This is a genomic window from Priestia sp. YIM B13489, assembly GCF_042787645.1.
Taxonomy (GTDB): domain Bacteria; phylum Bacillota; class Bacilli; order Bacillales; family Bacillaceae_H; genus Priestia; species Priestia megaterium.
This window is the reverse complement of record NZ_JBHZOQ010000053.1, coordinates 563,480-581,511: the sequence shown is the minus strand read 5'-3', so window position 1 is coordinate 581,511 and position 18,032 is coordinate 563,480. Positions and strand designations below refer to the sequence as shown.

Below are 18,032 nucleotides of genomic sequence, written 5' to 3'. Positions count from 1 at the left end.
TAAACCTCAAGAAAGCAGTGAGTATATGTCTAAATTTTTACAGGGAACTATTATTTTAATAATTGCTGGCTTAATTACACGTGTACTCGGGTTTGTCAATCGAATTGTGGTGGCTCGAATGATTGGAGACGAAGGTGTGGGACTTTATATGATGGCGGTCCCCACGCTGGTATTAGTAATCACCTTAACACAGCTTGGGCTACCGGTTGCCATATCCAAGTTAGTGGCAGAAGCAGAAGCTTTAGGTGACAGGCATAAAATAAAAAAAATACTTGTCGTCTCTTTAAGTATTACGTGTACGCTGAGCGTTTTATTTACGCTCGGACTAATATTATTCGCTCCCGTTGTAGCAAAAACCTTCTTTACAGATTCACGTACGATCTATCCGCTGCTTGCGATTATTCCAGTTATTCCAATCATCGCCGTCTCGTCTGTCATCCGTGGATATTTTCAAGGAAAGCAGCAAATGAAGCCTGCTGCTTATTCTCAAATTATCGAACAAGTGGTGCGCATTACGTTAATTGCCGTATGTACAAAAGCATTTTTGCCCTATGGAATTGAGTACGCTGCGGCTGGTGCTATGCTATCTTCCGTATTTGGAGAACTAGCTTCACTGTTTTATATGATGTTTATGTTCAAGCGAAAGAAGAAAATAACGGTAAGACGAAAATTTTTTGCTTCTTTACATGCGGGCAAAGATACGTTCTTTGACTTAATGCGAATTGCTCTTCCCACGACAGGAAGCCGCATGATTGGGTCAATTTCTTGGTTTTTAGAACCGATTGTAGTAGCTCAAAGTTTAGCAATTGCAGGAGTAGCGACAGCTGTAGCAACTAAGCAGTACGGAGAATTAACAGGCTTTGCACTCCCTCTCCTGATGCTGCCTTCTTTTGTAACGGTGTCTCTATCCACGTCTTTGGTTCCCGCAATCAGTGAATCTCTTGCACAGAATCAAATGAAGCAAATCGAATATCGGCTTCATCAAGCTCTCCGCTTGTCGTTTGTAACAGGTGGGCTAGCCGTTGTTGTTCTTTATGTATTTGCTAATCCGGTAATGGAATTGATGTATGGTTCTGACAAAGCTGCTATTTTTGTCAAAGTCATGGCGCCTTTTTTTATCTTTTATTACTTTCAAGGGCCGCTTCAAGCTGTTCTGCAGGCGCTAGACCTTGCAAAAGCCGCCATGATTAACAGTTTTATAGGAGCAGCGGTCAAAACATCTCTTATCTTCTTACTCGCAACTCAGCCAAACCTAGGCATTATGGGAGCTGGTCTTGCAATTGTTGTGGGAATGATGCTTGTCACTCTTTTACACCTGTCTACCGTCATGAAAAAAATCACGTATAAGATTCATGTGTTTGAGTATCTTCGCAGTTTTTCTGTAATGGGAATATCAGGTTTTACCGGACACTTCGCTTATATGAACCTTTTTATTTCCATCCCTTTGAGCTTACGAACCGTTTTATCGATTGCACTTACAAGCGTTGTATACGTACTGTTTTTGCTGCTTTTTAGACTGATAACAAAAGAAGAATTAAACCGTTTTTCTTTTTTACGCTATTTTAAACGAAAATAAAACGCGGAGCAATCCGCGTTTTATTGTTTCACATCTACCAAATCTATAAAAAATTTTCCGTTGTCGTAGCTGCAATATGAAATCTTATCTAAGTTTGAATACCCTCGCTTTTCCAGCTCTGTCCTTAACCATTCCGTCGTTTTATGTTCATGCAGCAGATGCTCTTCTTGAATAATGCCGTCAATGATAAAAGGCAAATTCAAATTGCCTTTTTCACCTGATTGCTGATCTTTCTCAAATACGGATAGCCTTCCTGAAGATTCTAAAATAGCAAATTCAACATCAGCTACATTTTTTATATTTTTATCACGCAGCTGCACGAGCAAGTCATTGAAGTTATATCGCTGCCTTTTCATTTCATGTTCGTTTATTTTTCCGTTTTCAATGATAATACTAGGTTTGCCATCAATAAAATTTCGCATTCGATTGCTTTTAAGAGACCATATAGCTAAGCCGATTTGAATAATAAGAAGCGTTAACATCGGAAGAATTGAATACAGCAAAGGATCTTTTGGGTTTTCAATAGCCATTACTGCCATTTCAGCAATCATAATAAAGACAACTAAATCCAAAATGCTCAGCTCTCCTATTTCCCTTTTACCCATGACGCGAAAAATAATTAAAACTACTACGTATAAAAGCACGGTTCGCGCAACCATGATCAATAGTTCCACTGCAAAGACCTCCTTTATGTATTCCCTTGTAGTTTGTACCATTTATTTTAAAATAGCCTTACTTTTATGCGTCTATTTTGAAGTCATCCCGAATATGCTCGTACTAAGGGTTCACCTATCTTTTTATTTCATGAGGGGGAAACAAGTTGGGTGCAAAACGAATGAGCAACGCTGTATTTGCAGGAGTAGCAACAATCTTAGTGATGGCTTTAGCGATTAGCATTATCTTTTCGCTTATTTTAAAGTTTACATCGCTTGAAGAACAGTCGGTCCGTTTATTTTTACTTATTCTCTCATTTATTACACTGTTTATCGGAGGATTTATCGCGGGAGGACGAAACGGTTCAAAAGGACTTCTCGTTGGAGGAGCCACTGGTATTTCTTATTCTTTTTTAATGTTTTTACTACAATTTCTCGGCTATAGTCACCTGTTTTCTGCACAGCAGCTTTTATTTCACGCTGGATTTATTGGAGTCGCTATTCTAGGGGGAATTGTTGGCGTAAACATTGCCGGTTCACGAGAAGCATAAAAAAACGTCACGTACATGTACGTGACGTTTTTTTATTAATCTACGCTTCTTACTTCACGAATAGCATTGCGGTCAAACGTTAATTTTGAACCGTCAGTGCTGCGAACCACAACTTGTGACTCATCGATTGCGTCTACCAAACCGTGCATACCGCCAATCGTTACAACTTTATCGCCTTTTTTAAGTGCTGATTGCATTTGCTGTACGTTTTTTTGACGTTTTTGCTGTGGACGGATTAACAAGAAATAGAAAATGACAAACATTAAAAGTAATGGCCAAATATTTTGTAAAACACCCATGAAAACTCCTCCTTTTATTTATATTATCAACAGGTACTCATTCATAAATTTGATGAAAATTCCTGTAGTGACCTAGAAATTCTTTGCGTCTGGACCGTTAAACCCATATTTTTCAAAGAACTCATCACGGAAATCGCCAAGTCGGTCTTCGCGAATGGCTTCACGGACTTGCTCCATTAAGTTTAGCAGAAAATATAAGTTATGGTAAGATGTTAAACGAATTCCAAACGTTTCATTACAACGAATTAAGTGGCGAATATACGCTCTTGAATAATTTTGACACGTGTAGCAGTCACAGTTTGGATCAATCGGACCGAAGTCTTCTGCATATTTTGCATTTTTAACAACAAGACGACCTTCGCTTGTCATAAGCGTTCCGTTACGTGCAATACGCGTTGGTAATACGCAATCAAACATATCGATCCCGCGAATCGCTCCATCAATTAACGAGTCAGGTGATCCTACTCCCATTAAATAACGTGGTTTATCGGTTGGTAAGTATGGCGTCGTAAACTCAAGCACACGATTCATCACATCTTTTGGTTCTCCAACCGACAGCCCTCCCACAGCATAACCTGGGAAGTCCATTGAAACTAAATCAGCTGCACTTTGACGGCGTAAATCTTCAAACTCTCCGCCTTGAACAATTCCAAAAAGACCTTGGTCTTGAGGGCGGCTGTGAGCCTCAAGGCATCGCTCTGCCCAGCGGCTTGTGCGTTCAACTGAACGTTTTAAGTAGTCATATTCTGCTGGATAAGGTGGGCATTCATCAAATGCCATCATAATATCAGACCCAAGCGCATTTTGAATGTCCATCGCTTTTTCTGGAGATAAGAAAAGCTTGTCTCCATTCAAATGGTTGCGGAAATGGACGCCTTCTTCTTCAATACGGCGCAAATCACTTAAGCTAAAAACTTGGAAGCCGCCTGAATCCGTTAAGATGGGACGATCCCAGTTCATAAATTTATGAAGGCCTCCCGCTTTTTTAACAATTTCATGACCAGGACGAAGCCATAAATGATACGTATTACTTAAAATAATGCCTGCTCCCATTGCTTTTAAATCTTCCGGAGACATTGTTTTTACTGTAGCTAATGTGCCTACCGGCATAAAAATAGGTGTTTCAAATGAGCCGTGAGGCGTATGGACAATCCCTAAACGCGCTCCTGTTTGTTTACAAGTTTTTATATGTTCGTAACGAATTGCTGTCATTGATGTATTCCTTTCATGTTAAATTACAAAATTAGCATCGCGTCGCCGAAGCTGAAAAAGCGATACCTCTCTGCTACAGCTTGTTCATAGGCAGAAATGACGTTTTCTCTTCCTGCTAAGGCACTTACAAGCATAATGAGCGTAGATTTTGGAAGGTGGAAATTTGTAATCATTCCATCAATTGCTTTAAATTCATACCCTGGGAAGATAAAAATGTTGGTCCAGCCTGAAGAAGCAACAAATTTGCCGTTATGCTCAGTTGCAATCGTTTCAAGGGTACGGGTAGAAGTTGTGCCTACTGAAATAATGCGACCGCCTTTTTCACGTACGCTGTTTAGTAAAGCAGCGGTTCCTTCACTCACTTGATAAAACTCTGAGTGCATATCGTGCTCTTCTAAGTCGTCAACGCTGACTGGACGGAATGTACCCAATCCGACATGAAGCGTTAAAAATGCAATATGCACACCTTTTTCTTTTAACTGTTCAAGCATCTCTTCTGTAAAGTGAAGACCTGCTGTTGGCGCTGCTGCAGAACCTTGTTCGCGAGCAAAAACCGTTTGGTAGCGCTCTTGATCATCCAAGCGTTCTTTAATATAAGGCGGCAGCGGCATTTCTCCCAGTTGTTCCAGAACCTCATAAAAGATGCCTTCATAGTTGAATTCCAACAAACGTCCGCCTTGGTCGCTCGTTTCTTTACATACAGCTGTCAGACGTCCGTCACCAAACGAAATAACCGTGCCTTCTTTTACTCGCTTAGCCGGTTTTACAAGCGTCTCCCACGTATCGCCTTGTGTTTGTTTTAAAAGCAATACTTCAATATTAGCACCTGTATCTTCTTTTGTCCCAAATAATCGTGCAGGAAGAACACGCGTGTCGTTTAACACTAAACAATCTCCTTCTTGCACATAATCAAGAAGGTCATGAAACATATGATGCTTCACACTTCCTGTTTCCTTGTTTAATACCATGAGTCTTGACGCATCTCGCTGCTCAAGCGGCGTTTGGGCAATCAATTCTTCTGGTAAATGAAAATCAAATAAATCTACTTTCAAAATGTTCACCTGTTTCTACTTAATTATTTAAATTTGCCAATTACATAAAAAATAAGTGATAACACAACGCTTACTAGAATACATGTCACAATCGGGAAATAAAAGGTTGTATTTCCTTTTTTGATAAAAATATCGCCAGGAAGCTTGCCAACGAACTGCCATAACAGCCCAATGACGACTAAAATGCCCCCTAATGTGATAAGCATCTTAGGCATATCATTCACTGATCAGGCACCTCCAGCTGAAAATGATCATAAACCAAAGGCGTCACAATTCGTCCTCGCGGCGTTCGCTGCAAAAAGCCGATTTGTAATAGATACGGCTCGTATACGTCTTCAATTGTGTGAGACTCTTCACCAATAGTAGCCGATATGGTGTCTAACCCTACAGGTCCGCCCCTAAATTTTTCGATAATCCCTCTTAATAATTTATGGTCAATATGATCAAGACCTAAACGGTCCACCTGCAACATTTCTAATGCTTCGTTGGCAAGCCTTTCGGTTATGGCTCCGTCTCCTTTGACCTGAGCAAAATCTCTGACTCTTCGAAGCAAGCGATTCGCAATACGCGGGGTTCCCCTAGCACGCCTAGCCATCTCAAACGTAGCTTTCTCATCAATCTCTACATCTAAAATAGCGGCTGTCCTTTCCACTATCGAAGCAAGATCTTCTTCTTGGTAATATTCTAAACGGCTTAAAACGCCGAATCGATCACGCAAAGGAGAAGATAAAAGCCCTGCTCTTGTCGTTGCACCTACTAGCGTAAACGGAGGCAAATCCAGACGGACGGAACGTGCACTCGGTCCTTTTCCAATAACAATATCTAAACAGAAATCTTCCATTGCTGGGTACAGTACTTCTTCAACCGAACGATTTAATCGATGAATTTCATCAATAAAAAGCACATCTCCAGGCTCTAAGCTGGTTAAAACTGCGGCTAAATCGCCTGGACGCTCAATAGCTGGTCCTGAGGTCGTTCGGATTTGCACGCCCATTTCATTAGCGATAATAGTAGCAAGAGTTGTTTTCCCCAATCCTGGAGGACCATATAAAAGCACGTGATCTAACGTTTCGCTTCGCATTTTGGCAGCTTTAATAAAAATGTCCAGATGGGATTTTACTTTATGCTGACCAATATACTGCTGTAAGGTTTGCGGCCGCAAACTTTGCTCGATGATTTCTTCTTCACCAAGAACATCTCCCGTTACAATACGATCGTCCATTTTACTCCTCCCTTACTTATTGTTTCAATAATCGCTTTAACGCTTCTTTAATATACTGATCCGTTGTCATCGTTTCCTTCATTAAAGCCGGAACAATTTTTTTGATTTCTCTTTCTGCATAACCTAATACTTTAAGTGCTTCAATCGCTTCATCCAGTGCTTCTGAACTTTGAGATTTGACTTCTTGTGCGTCCAAATCTGCGAATAAAGAAGGAACGGCATCTGGTACAATATCATGCAGCTTTCCTTTTAAATCTAGAATCATCTGTCGAGCTGTTTTTTTACCTACTCCTGGAAACTTAACTAAAAACTTCTCATCTTCCTCTTCCACAGCTTGGACAACCTGCGCTGGATTACCTGACGCTAAAATAGCTAAACCGCCTTTTGGGCCAATTCCTGACACGCTAATTAACTTCATAAATAAATCCTTTTGTTCTCGGGAAGCAAACCCGTAAAGTGCAATTACGTCTTCTCTTACATATTGATAGGTGTAAACCGTCTTTGGTTGTTCATCAATTGAAAATACATATGGATTCGGCGTAAAGACTTGATAGCCTATCCCATTGTTTTCGATTACTACATACTCAGGATTTATATATGTAACAGTACCTTTGATATAATCAAACAATAAGCTCTCTCCTTAATCACGTACGCGCGGGCAGTGACCTTCCACTTTGCCTACGAAGAATCCTGCCCGCATCGTTCTCTATTTTCCTTTAAAGCTGCTTTTTAAAAAGACGTTCAAGAGAACGTTTGCCTCTTTTCATCTTTGCCAACCTATTTTTACAATAGCTATAAAAAATAGAACCGCACACTTTTATTGATGAATGACCTTTTAAAATATATACAATACTAGACTGCTGAATACCATTTTAACATATCGCCAAAAGCAAATAGAAGCAATTTAGAATGTTGCATTCAATAATTATTTTACCATACTAAAAAACGGCTGCTTGATTGAAAGCGGCCGCTGCTGGAGCTGATAGATTTTATAGAAATTAATGAGGGAAAGATATTCATCTTTTGATTGAACGCGAATACCTTTCTTTAATTGTTCATGCTGATAGCTCTCAAGCCTTTTGATGTCAATTTGAAAAAACGATTGTATAATGTGCTGCGACGAAGCTGGTTTGCCTTCAAATGCTGAGAGAATACCGTTAACAGAAAGCCCTACATAACCGTTCTCTTTTAAAATAGGTGAAATATCGTCTATGCTTGTTCTAAAAACTAGCTCTTGATCCGTTTCTTTAAGCAGTCGCCAATTTTTATATTTTTTCATTAATTGTTTTTTCGTCATAGAAGGGCTTTTGATCATCTCTTGACTTACAACTCCATCCACATACACGCGCTCAAGAAATAATGTCATCGGCTCCTTTTCATTCGCATCTGCACGGTATGGCATTATACAAAGCACAATACTTACTAGCATTAAAAAAGCTGCTTGATGAATGACTTTCTTCACTCACCTTCACCTCACACGTTAATCATACTCTTTTTAGTATTATCTAAAAAGGTTTTGTGAAAATCTACACTAATAGTTTGACCTACTTATTTTCTTTTATCCTCTTATTTTATGAAGCAAATCCCTTTTACGATATTATGTTAAGAAAACATGGCGTATTTGTTACATTTGCACACTTTTTGTAAAATTTTCTCTTGAACGTTTTAATTAAATTTTCGCAGGGTATGTACATAGTGGAAGTAATTGTAAGGACTTCTATTATCTATTTTCATAAAAAAGGGAGCTGAAGTAATGAGAATGAATAAACGTGTAGTCGGAACTTTTTTTTCAGAGAAAGAAGCTTTAGATGTTATCCATAATTTAAAGCGTCAAGGTTATCGAGAAACAGACATTATGGTTATTTCTAACAGTAAAAGCAATACATTTCAAATAGGTCACGATACAAATGTAATTATTGAAGCTGGTTCACCTGCCGTAAGTTCATTAGCTGGCGTCATGATGGATAACTTTTTTACCATGATGACAGGCGGCATGGGGCTCAAACAAGGAAACGGCTTGAAATCAAAATTAATCCGCATGGGCATACCAGACTTCTCAGCCGTGCAGTGCGAAACAGATGTAGCTGCTGGTAAAATTCTAATCTTGATAGATGCCGTAAGCTCTGAACAAACTCCAGCGTACGGAACCTATACGGAACACAACGAGCATAGAGCCGTCCAACTACGTGAAGAAAAATTAGATGTCTTAAAAGAACGCGTCCAAGTGGGTGAAGTAAAACTCCACAAAAAAGTAATAGAGGAAGAAAGAACTGTACACGTTCCTGTTACGAGAGAAGAGTTTTATATTGAACGTCGCCCTGTAGTTGATGGAGACTATAACGCTGGGCCACTTACAGAAGATGAAATTATTCGTGTTCCAATCATGGAAGAACGAGTGGAAATAACCAAAAGACCAGTTATTGTTGAAGAAGTAATTATAGGAAAAAAACTTATTCAAGAAACAAAAGAATGGACTGAAACAATTAAAAAAGAAGAAGCAAGCGTAGAACCTGATGGACTCGCGAGCCCTGAAGTATACGAAAATATGATGAACTATACAGACCATACTTACGCTCAAGTTTCTGCAGCTCTAGCAAGCGACGTGGAAACTGAATACGAAAATAGTCAGACAACTAACAACGAGAAGCCAAACACACAAGCTAATGAGACAAGCTCTTCTGCAAAAAATGTAAAAAATACAAAGAGTGTCGCTACGGCACCAGCAGATACGAAAAAAAGAGAAGGTCGCCTCAAACAAAATGAAACTAACGCTCAAAAGGAAGAAGCGGAATCCAAAACAACAAACAAATCTGCTTCTAACAAGAAAAATTAATAGTTACATGTTCGAGGAATAGCTGCCTGGCTTCAATGGCAGCTTTTTTATATGTCTTCTCATCAAAAAAAACAGCCGTCCTTCACAGACAGCTGCTTCTTCATTTAACGATGTTTATGATTGACATTCTCATCGACTGATTCAAATAGACCATTGAAATTAGTTTGAATCGTATTTCGGTCTTTTCCATTTCGAATATCGTCATCAAGAGAGCGAGCGTTCATAAATACATCATGATCTACTTTTACTTGAACATTGTAGTCCTTTGCAATAGGCTTTACTTTATCGAGCACGTTTTGTTTTAAACGGCCGTTATTTATGTCTTTGGCCGGATCCACAGCAACTAATAGCTGATCTCCACGGACAACGGCGCGACTATTTTCTACACCTTTAACGCTTGCAGCCCGATCAGCCACTTTTTCCGTAAAGTCTCTTGGATAATCTTCACCATAATACATATTAGCAACGCCATTTGTACGATCATTTGTATTATTGATGTTTCCATAAGGGTTTGTCGGATTGTCAAAACGTCCATCACTTACGTTTAACGGATAATTAGGTGTTCCATTCCCATCTAAAACTTCAGTCATTGGACCTTTCGGATTATCTACGCGATGTTCATTCGCTTTTTCATTTGTATGATACCCAACAGGCTGTGTCGTATCTGTATAGCGCTGTTCCATACCTTGGTCTTTGTTATTGCAAGCGCCAAGTCCCATCATACATGCAAAAGCTAAAGAAGTTGCTACATACCTATTCAACATAATCGCCCCCTATTTTAAGCTCTATTTACTCTGAGCTTACTATTAGGATTAAAAGACGAGCCGTTTCTTATTCGATGAAGTGTTTATAAACTCTTTACATGTCATGTAGGTTTTGTAAGTGCTGGTAAATCACTCGATAAAAATGTGTACGCTGTGACCATTCTTCGACTGATTGTTGCATTAACCTTTGGCGATTTGCCCATGATAAAGCAGAGGCATTTATATTCCAGTTTCTCATCAGCATCGATGGAAATAGTAAAGAAGCAAGAAAAAAACGCTGCTTGCTTAATTCTTTTATTTTCGAGTGTTGAAGTAGTTCTTTCATCGACCACTGGACGTAAGGCAAAAAGCGCTGCACAAGCTGAACATAGTCATAAAGAGCAGGAGCTTTAGCCGATAAGTCAAAATCAATCATAACAATACCCAAGTGGTTTGTTTTCAAGAAATTATGTGAAGCAACGTCACCGTGAATAATGGAACAGTTCAACTCACTATCTTTGAAACGTTCCATTAAGACTAAAGCTTTTTCTCCCCAATTCACAATGTCTTTATATACATGAAATTGATTAAATTCCCTAAATATATGTGAGGTTTCTCGAAAAGAGGAAAGCCGCTTTTTCCATTTTAAAATAAGATCATACTCAGAAAGCTTGGTATACGCGGCTAGTTTCTTTTTATGAACTTCTCCATGATAGCGGATCAATGCTTGTAATACTTCTTCGCGATCCTGAAAACTTTCATACGTTACCTCTTTTACTTGCTTAACAAAAGGCATCATCGCCCAATACAAATGACGGTCCTTTATATAAAGTTCACCTTCTGGGTAAGCTTCGAAATTAACAGCGTACCCTTGTTGAATCTGAGATAAAAAATGATAAACATGTTCAATTTTACTTTTGTCTCTGTATGCTTTTATTACTTTTTTTCCTTTATTCGTATCCGCTATGATGACATGAGGCTTTTTCATACGATAGGTCTCAACGTGAATATCTCTTTTTTTCAAATAGAGAAAGAGACGATTTAAATTAAAATCGTCTCGTGTATAATAATCAATCTTCATCTTCGTCGTACTCATCATATTCTGGAATACTAAATGCATTTGGGTCAAACGCAGGATACGGAGGTACACCAATCATGCCATATGGGGCTGGATAGGGTGCCCTTGGGTCCTGAAAGCCATAAGGTACCTGCTGTTGGTACTGTGGATAAGGCTGCTGTGGTGCATAGTCTTCAGGTCTTGGTTCACCGCAGCCGCAGTCTCCTTGCTGCTGTGGCGCATAGTGCTGCCCATAATGGTAAGGCGCGTTTCCATAACCATCGGAAGAACTTTCATAATGGCCACCTGTCATAGCTCCTTGTACTTGTGGATACATCGGTGCTTGATGATAGGCCGGATAAACGGGCTGCTGATATCCCCATGGAGGCGGACAAGGAGAACATTGTACCGGTCCATAGCAGCTGTGTGGCATCATTGGATACATTGGCATCGGTGCCATGTGAGCGCCCATCGCATGTTCTTCGAACGACTCGTTTTCATAACCGTGATGATACATTGGAGCCTGTTGATACATTGGCATTGGATATGGCTGCGGTGCATACATTGGCGGATGACACGGCATATAATTAAATCCGCAGCCTGGCATTACAGGCGATATCGGCATGATTGGGTAACATGGCATTTGAGGAGGCATTTCTATACTCTCCATCTCTGGACTTTCTGGCGATTCATGCTTAGGTAGTTCTTTTGGTGCTTCTTTTTTTGGAGCCTGCATCGCCATATTAACGGTGTAATAATTGTTAATATCAATCTCAGGTGCAATTGGCTTTAATTTAGGAAGCTTTGGCGCAACTGGCATTTCTTTTTTAGGCTGCGCAATGGGTGCTTCTTTTTTAGGCTGCGCGACCGGCGCTTCTTTCTTTGGCTGCGCAATCGGCGCTTCCTTTTTCGGTTGAGCAATCGGTGCTTCTTTCTTTGGCTGTGCGATTGGTGCTTCTTTTATCGGTTGCATAAACGGTGTTTGAGCAGGCTGATTAGCTGACTTTTTCTCATCCGGACTTTCATCAATTTCCGTTACTGGATAAGCTTTTGTGGATTGGTCACTATAAGGGTGTTGAACTTTAGGCATTTCTTTTATACCAGGTGAAGGAGCTCCTTCTTTTTGAACAGGCACTCCGCTTGTCGGCACTTTAATTTTCATTCCAGGCATGATCATGTCTGGATTGCTTAATTGAGAATTCGCTTTTTTTAACTCTTCAAAATTAACCCCATACTTTTCAGCGATTTTCCAAAGGGTATCCCCTTTTTGAACGATATGGATTTTCAACGTCATTCCCCTCCCGAGTAGAGTCTCTGCCATCTATATGTGCAAAATCAAAGTAAGTTCTGTTTGTTCATCACAAGATATGCCTTGAACCATTTTTTTATTCATTTTGCCCACAGTTTGGTTCAAGTTTTTATGATAAAGAAAAAAAGACTTATCAACACAAACAATATGTCAATAAGTCTTCTTTTAGACCTTCTCTTTTTAATTGTCTTAAAAATCTTTATGCTCGTTCTAACATATTCGTTAGCGCTTTGATCGCCCCTTGTGCTGTATGTTTATCCACCTTGATTTGATTCACTTCTGTTCCTTCTTCGATGCTTTCTAAAGCCCAAAGCAAGTGAGGCAAATCAATTCGGTTCATCGTCAAACAAGGACACATATAGGGATTAAGCGAAACAATTTCTTTATCCGGATGACTGTTGATAATCCGTTTTACTAAGTTCATTTCCGTGCCAATGGCCCATTTAGAGCCTGAAGGGGCTTTTTCAATTGTATCAATAATATATTTTGTAGAACCTGCATAATCTGATTTTTGCACCACTTCATAAGAACATTCAGGATGAACAATAATATTCATCTCAGGCTGCTTCTCGCGTAAATAATCAATATTTTTAACCGTGAAATTTTCGTGCACAGAACAGTGACCTTTCCACAGAATCACCTTGATATTGTTTATATCCCCTTCATATTCAAGCATTTCTTCAATAGGATTCCAAATGGCCATTTCATCTAGTCCAACACCTAAATCATAAGCTGTGTTTCTGCCCAAATGCTGATCTGGTAAAAAGAGAATGCGCTCTTTTTTAGAAAATGCCCACTCCACCATATTTTTTGCATTTGAAGATGTTACAGTTGCCCCATCATGTTCGCCCACAAAAGATTTAATTGCAGCTGTAGAATTCACATACGTAAGCGGAATAATCGTATCTCCGAAAAGATCCTGTAAGACAGGCCATGCCTTTTCTGTTTGCTGAATAGTAGCCATATCAGCCATTGAACAGCCAGCTCGCATATCGGGTAAAATGACTTTTTGATTTTCAGCTGTTAAAATATCAGCTGTTTCTGCCATGAAGTGAACGCCGCAAAACACAATATGCTCAGCTTCTCTATTTTCAGCTGCTATTTGAGCCAGCTGTAAGGAGTCTCCTACCGCATCTGCAAATTCGTACACTTCATCTTTTTGATAATGATGGCCGAGCAGAAACAATTTGCTTCCGAGCTTTTTCTTGATTTCTAGTACTCTTCTTTTCATTTCATTTTCTGTGAGCTCTATATATTTAGCGGGCAGCGTTTGCTGCTGAAGCGTTTGTAATAAACTCATGATTTCCTGTTCCCCTTTCTGTTAATAAGTCCAAGCTGATATCGATAGCCCCTGCTGAATGCGTTAAAGCTCCAAGTGAAATATAGTCCACTCCGCTGTCCCTAAAAGAATGGAGCGTGCCAAGCGTAATTCCACCGGATGCTTCTGTGACAATATGAGCGGGAACCAGTGGTATCCAATCTTTAATGACTTCTGGAGAACAGTTATCGAACATAATGACATCTGCTCCTGCCTCTATTGCTTCTAGCAACTGACTTTTGTTTTCAATTTCTACTTCCACCTTAACCATATGTCCAACCTGCTCTCTTACTTTCACAACAGCGTCTAGAATAGATCCTGCATGTGCAATATGGTTATCTTTTAACATGACGCCATCGTACAATCCAAAACGATGATTATAACCTCCTCCAGCACGAACGGCATACTTCTCTAACATTCGCATACCAGGCGTTGTTTTTCGCGTGTCACATATACGCGTATGTGAGCTGCCAAGCAGCGCTACGGCTTTGTGCGTCATCGTGGCAATGCCACTCATTCTTTGAAGTAAGTTTAAGATTACCCGTTCACCGGTCAAAATAGATCGCACGGGTCCTGAAACGGTAGCTATTTTATCTCCAGGATTAAGAACATCTCCATCTTTTTTCTCCAAATTCACTTTCACGTCAGGGTCTATTAAATGAAATCCTTCTTTAATCAATTCCACACCTGCGATAATACCTGATTGCTTTGCCGTGAACACAGCTTCCCCTTGGTCAGACGGAGAAAAAATAGCTTCACAGGTTATATCTCCATCTCCAATGTCTTCTATAAAAAAAGACTGCAATAGTTTTTGTAATTTCAACGTGTTCATTGTGCTACCTTCACCTTTCTTTTTAGATTTTCTTGCTTATAAAATCAATGATTGTTTTGTTGAAGCAGCAGACTGCTTAATAATTCGCTTATGCTCCCATTCTTGGTTTTCATGCGGAAAGTCACTTCGGTAATGACCTCCTCTACTTTCTTTTCTTGCAAGAGAGGACTCTGCAATAAGCAGACCTGTAGCTAGCATATTGCAGATGGTCGCAGCTTTCCTCGAATATATAACTTCTTGGTCAAGAGGTATTCCATCTAGATAATTTGTGAATTCATGCACAATAGTAGACAATTCGTTTTCATGACGAATGATTCCTACACAATCCATCATTTTATGCTGAATTTGTCTTGTGGCAGGCAGTGTTTTAGGCATGTCTTTATAGACGTAACGGACGGGGGGATAACGAGATATCGTTCTCGCTTTATGTAAAATATGACGCCCTGTCCGTTTTCCAAATACAAGACACTCTAACAATGAATTGCTTGCTAGACGATTTGCTCCATGAACGCCTGTAGAAGAAGCTTCCCCCACGGCATACAATCCTTCAACACTTGTTTGTCCGTAACCATCTACTTCAATTCCACCCATTAAAAAATGTGCGCCGGGAGTAACAGGTATTCGTTTTTTGTCCAGTTGAATTTTATACTTCCGACACAGTGACGTAATCGTAGGAAATTTTTGTTGGAAATGAGCCACTTTTTCAATGTCTAAAAATACGGATCTTCCTTTTTTCATTTCATTAAAAATTGTCCTTGCTACAACATCTCGCGGTGCTAAATCCTTAAAGGGATGAACGCCTTCCATTATGCGTTCATTCCATTCATTTACCAGCACGCCACCTTCGCCTCGAACTGCTTCGGATACTAGACCTTTCGCTTCCTTTTGATACAAAAGCGTCGGATGAAACTGAACAAATTCTAAGTCCGCTAATTTTGCTCCAGCCCTGTACGCAAGCGCTAGCCCATCTCCTGTCGCCAGCGGCTGGTTGGATGTATGCTTGTACAAAGCGCCGATTCCTCCGGTAGCAATAACCGTTTGACGAGCATGATATATAGTAATTTTGTTGTTTTCACCTTGTCCGATAGCACCTCTGCACGTTCCATCTACAGTTATTAAATGCTGAATCATTTCGTTTTCAATGACTGTAATATATGGCAGTACTTCTTTTTTCAAAAAAGCGAACAGCGCTTGTCCTGTTGCATCCCCACCTGCATGGAGAATACGATTCGTACGATGGGCTCCTTCTTTTCCAAAATGCAGCGTACCATCTGGATTTTTATCAAACTTCATTCCTTTATGAATCAATTCATTTACTACAGCCGCACCTTCTTCCACTAAAGTGCGTACCGCTTGTTCATTGCAATGCTTATTGCCCGCAACCAACGTATCATAGAGATGTTCACTCCAGTGATCGCTGCTTCCAATAGCAGCTGCTACTCCGCCTTGAGCAAGAACTGAGTTATTGCGGTCAAGTTTCCCTTTCGTTACCATTACAACTCTGTTATGACGACACAGTTCATAAGCTGCAGAAAACGCTGCTAATCCGCTTCCAATAATTAAAACATCCGCCTCTAACATTTTACACCTCTTTATTTACATGTGTCTTGACACCTATATTTACATATTATTAAATGAAAGACAAGAAGTTTTTTTATCGGAGGGAGAAAATGATTTATCTGGACTATGCAGCAACAACGCCAATGAGACAAGAAGCAATTGAGGTATATACTGAAGCGGCAACAAGCTATTATGGAAACTCCAGCAGTCTTCACACACTTGGAACACAAGCAGAAAATTTACTGACGCTATGCAGAAAAAAATTAAGCCTGTTAGTAAATTGCCGAGAGGATGATCTTTTTTTTACAAGCGGGGGAACAGAAGCTAATTACTTAGCTATTCATTCTCTTTTAAAAGGAAAAAATGATGAAAGAAAACATATAGTGACAACGAAGCTTGAACATTCTTCAGTCCTTCATACGTTGCAGCAGCTTGAAAAAGAAGGATTTTCCCTATCTTATGTACCTGTAGATCAAAGCGGAGTTGTGTCTGTAGACGACTTAAAGAAGACGATTCGACCTGACACTGTGCTAGTAGCCATTCAGCATATCAATCATGAGCTCGGTACAATTCAGCCAGTTGAGGATATTGGCCATTTTTTATCTAAAAAAGAAATTCTCTTTCACTGTGATTGTGTTCAATCTTTTGGTAAGCTTCCTATTGATGTTAAAAAGCTGAAAGCTGATAGCATCTCAGTCTCTAGTCATAAAATTTACGGACCAAAAGGTGTAGGAATGGTATACATGAATTCAAGTTCTTCTTGGAAGCCTATTTACCATAAAGCAACTCATGAAAAAGGCTTTCGCCCTGGGACTGTAAATACAGCGGGCATTGCTGCCTTTACTGCAGCAGCTGAATGCGCATATGCAGAAATGAAGACCGCCCGAAGCCATTATGAACGCTTAAAATCGTACTTACTGGAAAACCTAGAGCCTCTTGCTCCTTTTATAGAAGTAGAAGGCCTTGGGAACTCTCATTTTCCTGGAATTATTGGACTGACGTTTTCAAACATACAGGGTCAATATGTTATGTTACAATGTAATCGTCACGGAATTGCTATATCTACGGGAAGTGCCTGTCATGTAAATCAGCAGGAACCATTAGCTTCTCTGCTTGCGATTGGCAAATCGACTGAGAATGCTAAGAACTTTGTACGTATTTCATTCAGTCAACATTCAACGTTTAAGCATATTGATCGACTCATATCCGTTTTTCATTTATTACAGCAAGAATTTATGACAGTGTAAAAGGAGGGATTAAAGGTGCCAGGAACTCAAAAGAAAATTCTTGGAGAAGAAAGAAGAGAACTTATTCTACAATGGTTACAAACAGAGAATAAACCAATGACAGGCAGTGAGCTTTCGAAACGAACGAACGTTAGCCGCCAAGTCATTGTACAAGATATTTCGCTGCTTAAAGCTAAAAATGAGCCCATTATCGCAACAAGCCAAGGATATATTTACATTCAAAATCCATCTCAAACTACCGTGCATCAGCGAATTATTGCCTGTCAGCATACGCCAGAAGATGCTAAAAAGGAGCTTCTCCTGCTTGTTGACCACGGCGTTCTCGTAAAAGATGTAACCGTTGAACATCCTGTGTATGGTGAATTAACTGCTTCCGTTATGATTCAAACCCGAAAAGAAGTAGAAACGTTTATAGAAAAAATTCAAGAAACAAACGCAACTTATTTATCTCAGCTAACAGATGGGATTCACCTTCATACGATTGAAGCAGATACAATTGAAAAACTGAATGCTGCCTGCTTAGCTCTTGAAGCGGAAGGCTATTTAGTTTCGAATGAATAAAAAGGTG

19 protein-coding genes are annotated in these 18,032 nt (G+C 39.7%); 5 read left to right on the top strand and 14 right to left on the bottom strand.

Features of this window, described 5'->3' with window-relative positions; all coding sequences use genetic code 11:
* The first annotated feature begins 25 nt into the window (after positions 1–25).
* Entirely contained in the window at positions 26–1,576 is a 1,551-nt protein-coding gene (gene spoVB / locus ACFX4W_RS08850; protein ID WP_322552438.1) for a stage V sporulation protein B, read from the top strand.
* Positions 1,577–1,596: 20 nt separating this feature from the next.
* On the opposite strand, the gene ACFX4W_RS08845 is transcribed toward spoVB, so the two are convergent.
* Complete coding sequence (locus ACFX4W_RS08845; RefSeq protein WP_405105263.1) at positions 1,597–2,250, bottom strand: DUF421 domain-containing protein; 654 nt, start codon at positions 2,248–2,250, stop codon at positions 1,597–1,599.
* Between the two features lie 146 nt (positions 2,251–2,396).
* Here ACFX4W_RS08845 and ACFX4W_RS08840 point away from each other — a divergent pair, with 146 nt between their 5' ends.
* Positions 2,397–2,780, top strand: coding sequence for a TIGR04086 family membrane protein (locus tag ACFX4W_RS08840; RefSeq protein WP_014458132.1), 384 nt, complete (start codon positions 2,397–2,399; stop codon positions 2,778–2,780).
* Between the two features lie 35 nt (positions 2,781–2,815).
* Here the strand turns inward: ACFX4W_RS08840 and yajC are convergent, their stop codons facing one another.
* The 7 genes from yajC to ACFX4W_RS08805 form a co-directional block, all read right to left on the bottom strand.
* A complete protein-coding gene (yajC, locus tag ACFX4W_RS08835) occupies positions 2,816–3,079 on the bottom strand; it encodes a preprotein translocase subunit YajC (RefSeq protein WP_013059316.1) in 264 nt (87 codons plus the stop codon).
* A 72-nt stretch (positions 3,080–3,151) separates the two neighbouring features.
* Positions 3,152–4,291, bottom strand: coding sequence for a tRNA guanosine(34) transglycosylase Tgt (tgt, locus tag ACFX4W_RS08830; RefSeq protein WP_013059317.1), 1,140 nt, complete (start codon positions 4,289–4,291; stop codon positions 3,152–3,154).
* A 23-nt stretch (positions 4,292–4,314) separates the two neighbouring features.
* Positions 4,315–5,343, bottom strand: a complete 1,029-nt coding sequence (gene queA / locus ACFX4W_RS08825; RefSeq protein ID WP_043976128.1) for a tRNA preQ1(34) S-adenosylmethionine ribosyltransferase-isomerase QueA — start codon at positions 5,341–5,343, stop codon at positions 4,315–4,317.
* A 23-nt stretch (positions 5,344–5,366) separates the two neighbouring features.
* On the bottom strand, positions 5,367–5,567 hold the full coding sequence (locus ACFX4W_RS08820) for a DUF2905 domain-containing protein (protein ID WP_013059319.1): 201 nt from the start codon (positions 5,565–5,567) through the stop codon (positions 5,367–5,369).
* Positions 5,564–6,565 (bottom strand): Holliday junction branch migration DNA helicase RuvB, encoded by a 1,002-nt coding sequence (gene ruvB, locus ACFX4W_RS08815; protein WP_013059320.1) that lies wholly within the window; start codon positions 6,563–6,565, stop codon positions 5,564–5,566. The genes ACFX4W_RS08820 and ruvB overlap by 4 nt, the downstream gene beginning before the upstream one ends.
* 16 nt (positions 6,566–6,581) lie before the next feature.
* The gene (gene ruvA, locus ACFX4W_RS08810; protein WP_013059321.1) at positions 6,582–7,193 is read right to left on the bottom strand and encodes a Holliday junction branch migration protein RuvA; all 612 of its coding nucleotides are present in this window, start codon (positions 7,191–7,193) and stop codon (positions 6,582–6,584) included.
* 297 nt (positions 7,194–7,490) lie between these two features.
* A complete protein-coding gene (locus tag ACFX4W_RS08805) occupies positions 7,491–8,027 on the bottom strand; it encodes a BofC C-terminal domain-containing protein (protein ID WP_052500271.1) in 537 nt (178 codons plus the stop codon).
* 291 nt (positions 8,028–8,318) lie between these two features.
* Between ACFX4W_RS08805 and ACFX4W_RS08800 the strand changes: the two genes are divergently transcribed.
* Complete coding sequence (locus ACFX4W_RS08800) at positions 8,319–9,398, top strand: YsnF/AvaK domain-containing protein (RefSeq protein WP_043976126.1); 1,080 nt, start codon at positions 8,319–8,321, stop codon at positions 9,396–9,398.
* Positions 9,399–9,502: 104 nt separating this feature from the next.
* Here ACFX4W_RS08800 and ACFX4W_RS08795 read toward each other — a convergent pair whose 3' ends face one another.
* From ACFX4W_RS08795 to nadB, 6 genes are all read right to left on the bottom strand, one after another.
* A complete protein-coding gene (locus ACFX4W_RS08795; RefSeq protein WP_013059324.1) occupies positions 9,503–10,162 on the bottom strand; it encodes a YhcN/YlaJ family sporulation lipoprotein in 660 nt (219 codons plus the stop codon).
* A 94-nt stretch (positions 10,163–10,256) separates the two neighbouring features.
* Complete coding sequence (locus ACFX4W_RS08790) at positions 10,257–11,222, bottom strand: phosphotransferase (protein ID WP_241771328.1); 966 nt, start codon at positions 11,220–11,222, stop codon at positions 10,257–10,259.
* Positions 11,212–12,492, bottom strand: coding sequence for a SafA/ExsA family spore coat assembly protein (gene safA / locus ACFX4W_RS08785; RefSeq protein WP_043976124.1), 1,281 nt, complete (start codon positions 12,490–12,492; stop codon positions 11,212–11,214). Before safA ends, ACFX4W_RS08790 begins: the two co-directional genes overlap by 11 nt.
* A 214-nt stretch (positions 12,493–12,706) precedes the next feature.
* The gene (nadA, locus tag ACFX4W_RS08780) at positions 12,707–13,807 is read right to left on the bottom strand and encodes a quinolinate synthase NadA (protein ID WP_043976122.1); all 1,101 of its coding nucleotides are present in this window, start codon (positions 13,805–13,807) and stop codon (positions 12,707–12,709) included.
* A complete protein-coding gene (nadC, locus tag ACFX4W_RS08775) occupies positions 13,764–14,657 on the bottom strand; it encodes a carboxylating nicotinate-nucleotide diphosphorylase (RefSeq protein ID WP_025750594.1) in 894 nt (297 codons plus the stop codon). Before nadC ends, nadA begins: the two co-directional genes overlap by 44 nt.
* Before the next feature lie 36 nt (positions 14,658–14,693).
* Positions 14,694–16,238 carry an L-aspartate oxidase gene (gene nadB / locus ACFX4W_RS08770; protein ID WP_043976120.1) on the bottom strand — a complete coding sequence of 515 codons (1,545 nt, stop codon included), beginning with the start codon at positions 16,236–16,238 and terminating at the stop codon, positions 14,694–14,696.
* A gap of 89 nt (positions 16,239–16,327) precedes the next feature.
* On the opposite strand from nadB, the gene ACFX4W_RS08765 reads away from it, so the two are divergent.
* Positions 16,328–17,464, top strand: a complete 1,137-nt coding sequence (locus ACFX4W_RS08765; RefSeq protein WP_043976118.1) for an IscS subfamily cysteine desulfurase — start codon at positions 16,328–16,330, stop codon at positions 17,462–17,464.
* A 15-nt stretch (positions 17,465–17,479) separates the two neighbouring features.
* A complete protein-coding gene (locus ACFX4W_RS08760; protein ID WP_043976116.1) occupies positions 17,480–18,025 on the top strand; it encodes a transcription repressor NadR in 546 nt (181 codons plus the stop codon).
* The last annotated feature ends 7 nt before the right edge of the window (positions 18,026–18,032 follow it).

Excerpts from the sequence above, each read along its gene's own strand:
- spoVB (WP_322552438.1), top strand. The coding sequence starts at position 26 with ATGTCTAAATTTTTACAGGGAACTATTATTTTAATAATTGCTGGCTTA.
- yajC (WP_013059316.1), bottom strand. The coding sequence starts at position 3,079 with ATGGGTGTTTTACAAAATATTTGGCCATTACTTTTAATGTTTGTCATT.
- tgt (WP_013059317.1), bottom strand. The coding sequence starts at position 4,291 with ATGACAGCAATTCGTTACGAACATATAAAAACTTGTAAACAAACAGGA.
- ruvB (WP_013059320.1), bottom strand. The coding sequence starts at position 6,565 with ATGGACGATCGTATTGTAACGGGAGATGTTCTTGGTGAAGAAGAAATC.
- ACFX4W_RS08800 (WP_043976126.1), top strand. The coding sequence starts at position 8,319 with ATGAGAATGAATAAACGTGTAGTCGGAACTTTTTTTTCAGAGAAAGAA.
- ACFX4W_RS08795 (WP_013059324.1), bottom strand. The coding sequence starts at position 10,162 with ATGTTGAATAGGTATGTAGCAACTTCTTTAGCTTTTGCATGTATGATG.
- ACFX4W_RS08790 (WP_241771328.1), bottom strand. The coding sequence starts at position 11,222 with ATGAAGATTGATTATTATACACGAGACGATTTTAATTTAAATCGTCTC.
- safA (WP_043976124.1), bottom strand. The coding sequence starts at position 12,492 with ATGACGTTGAAAATCCATATCGTTCAAAAAGGGGATACCCTTTGGAAA.
- nadA (WP_043976122.1), bottom strand. The coding sequence starts at position 13,807 with ATGAGTTTATTACAAACGCTTCAGCAGCAAACGCTGCCCGCTAAATAT.
- nadC (WP_025750594.1), bottom strand. The coding sequence starts at position 14,657 with ATGAACACGTTGAAATTACAAAAACTATTGCAGTCTTTTTTTATAGAA.
- nadB (WP_043976120.1), bottom strand. The coding sequence starts at position 16,238 with ATGTTAGAGGCGGATGTTTTAATTATTGGAAGCGGATTAGCAGCGTTT.
- ACFX4W_RS08765 (WP_043976118.1), top strand. The coding sequence starts at position 16,328 with ATGATTTATCTGGACTATGCAGCAACAACGCCAATGAGACAAGAAGCA.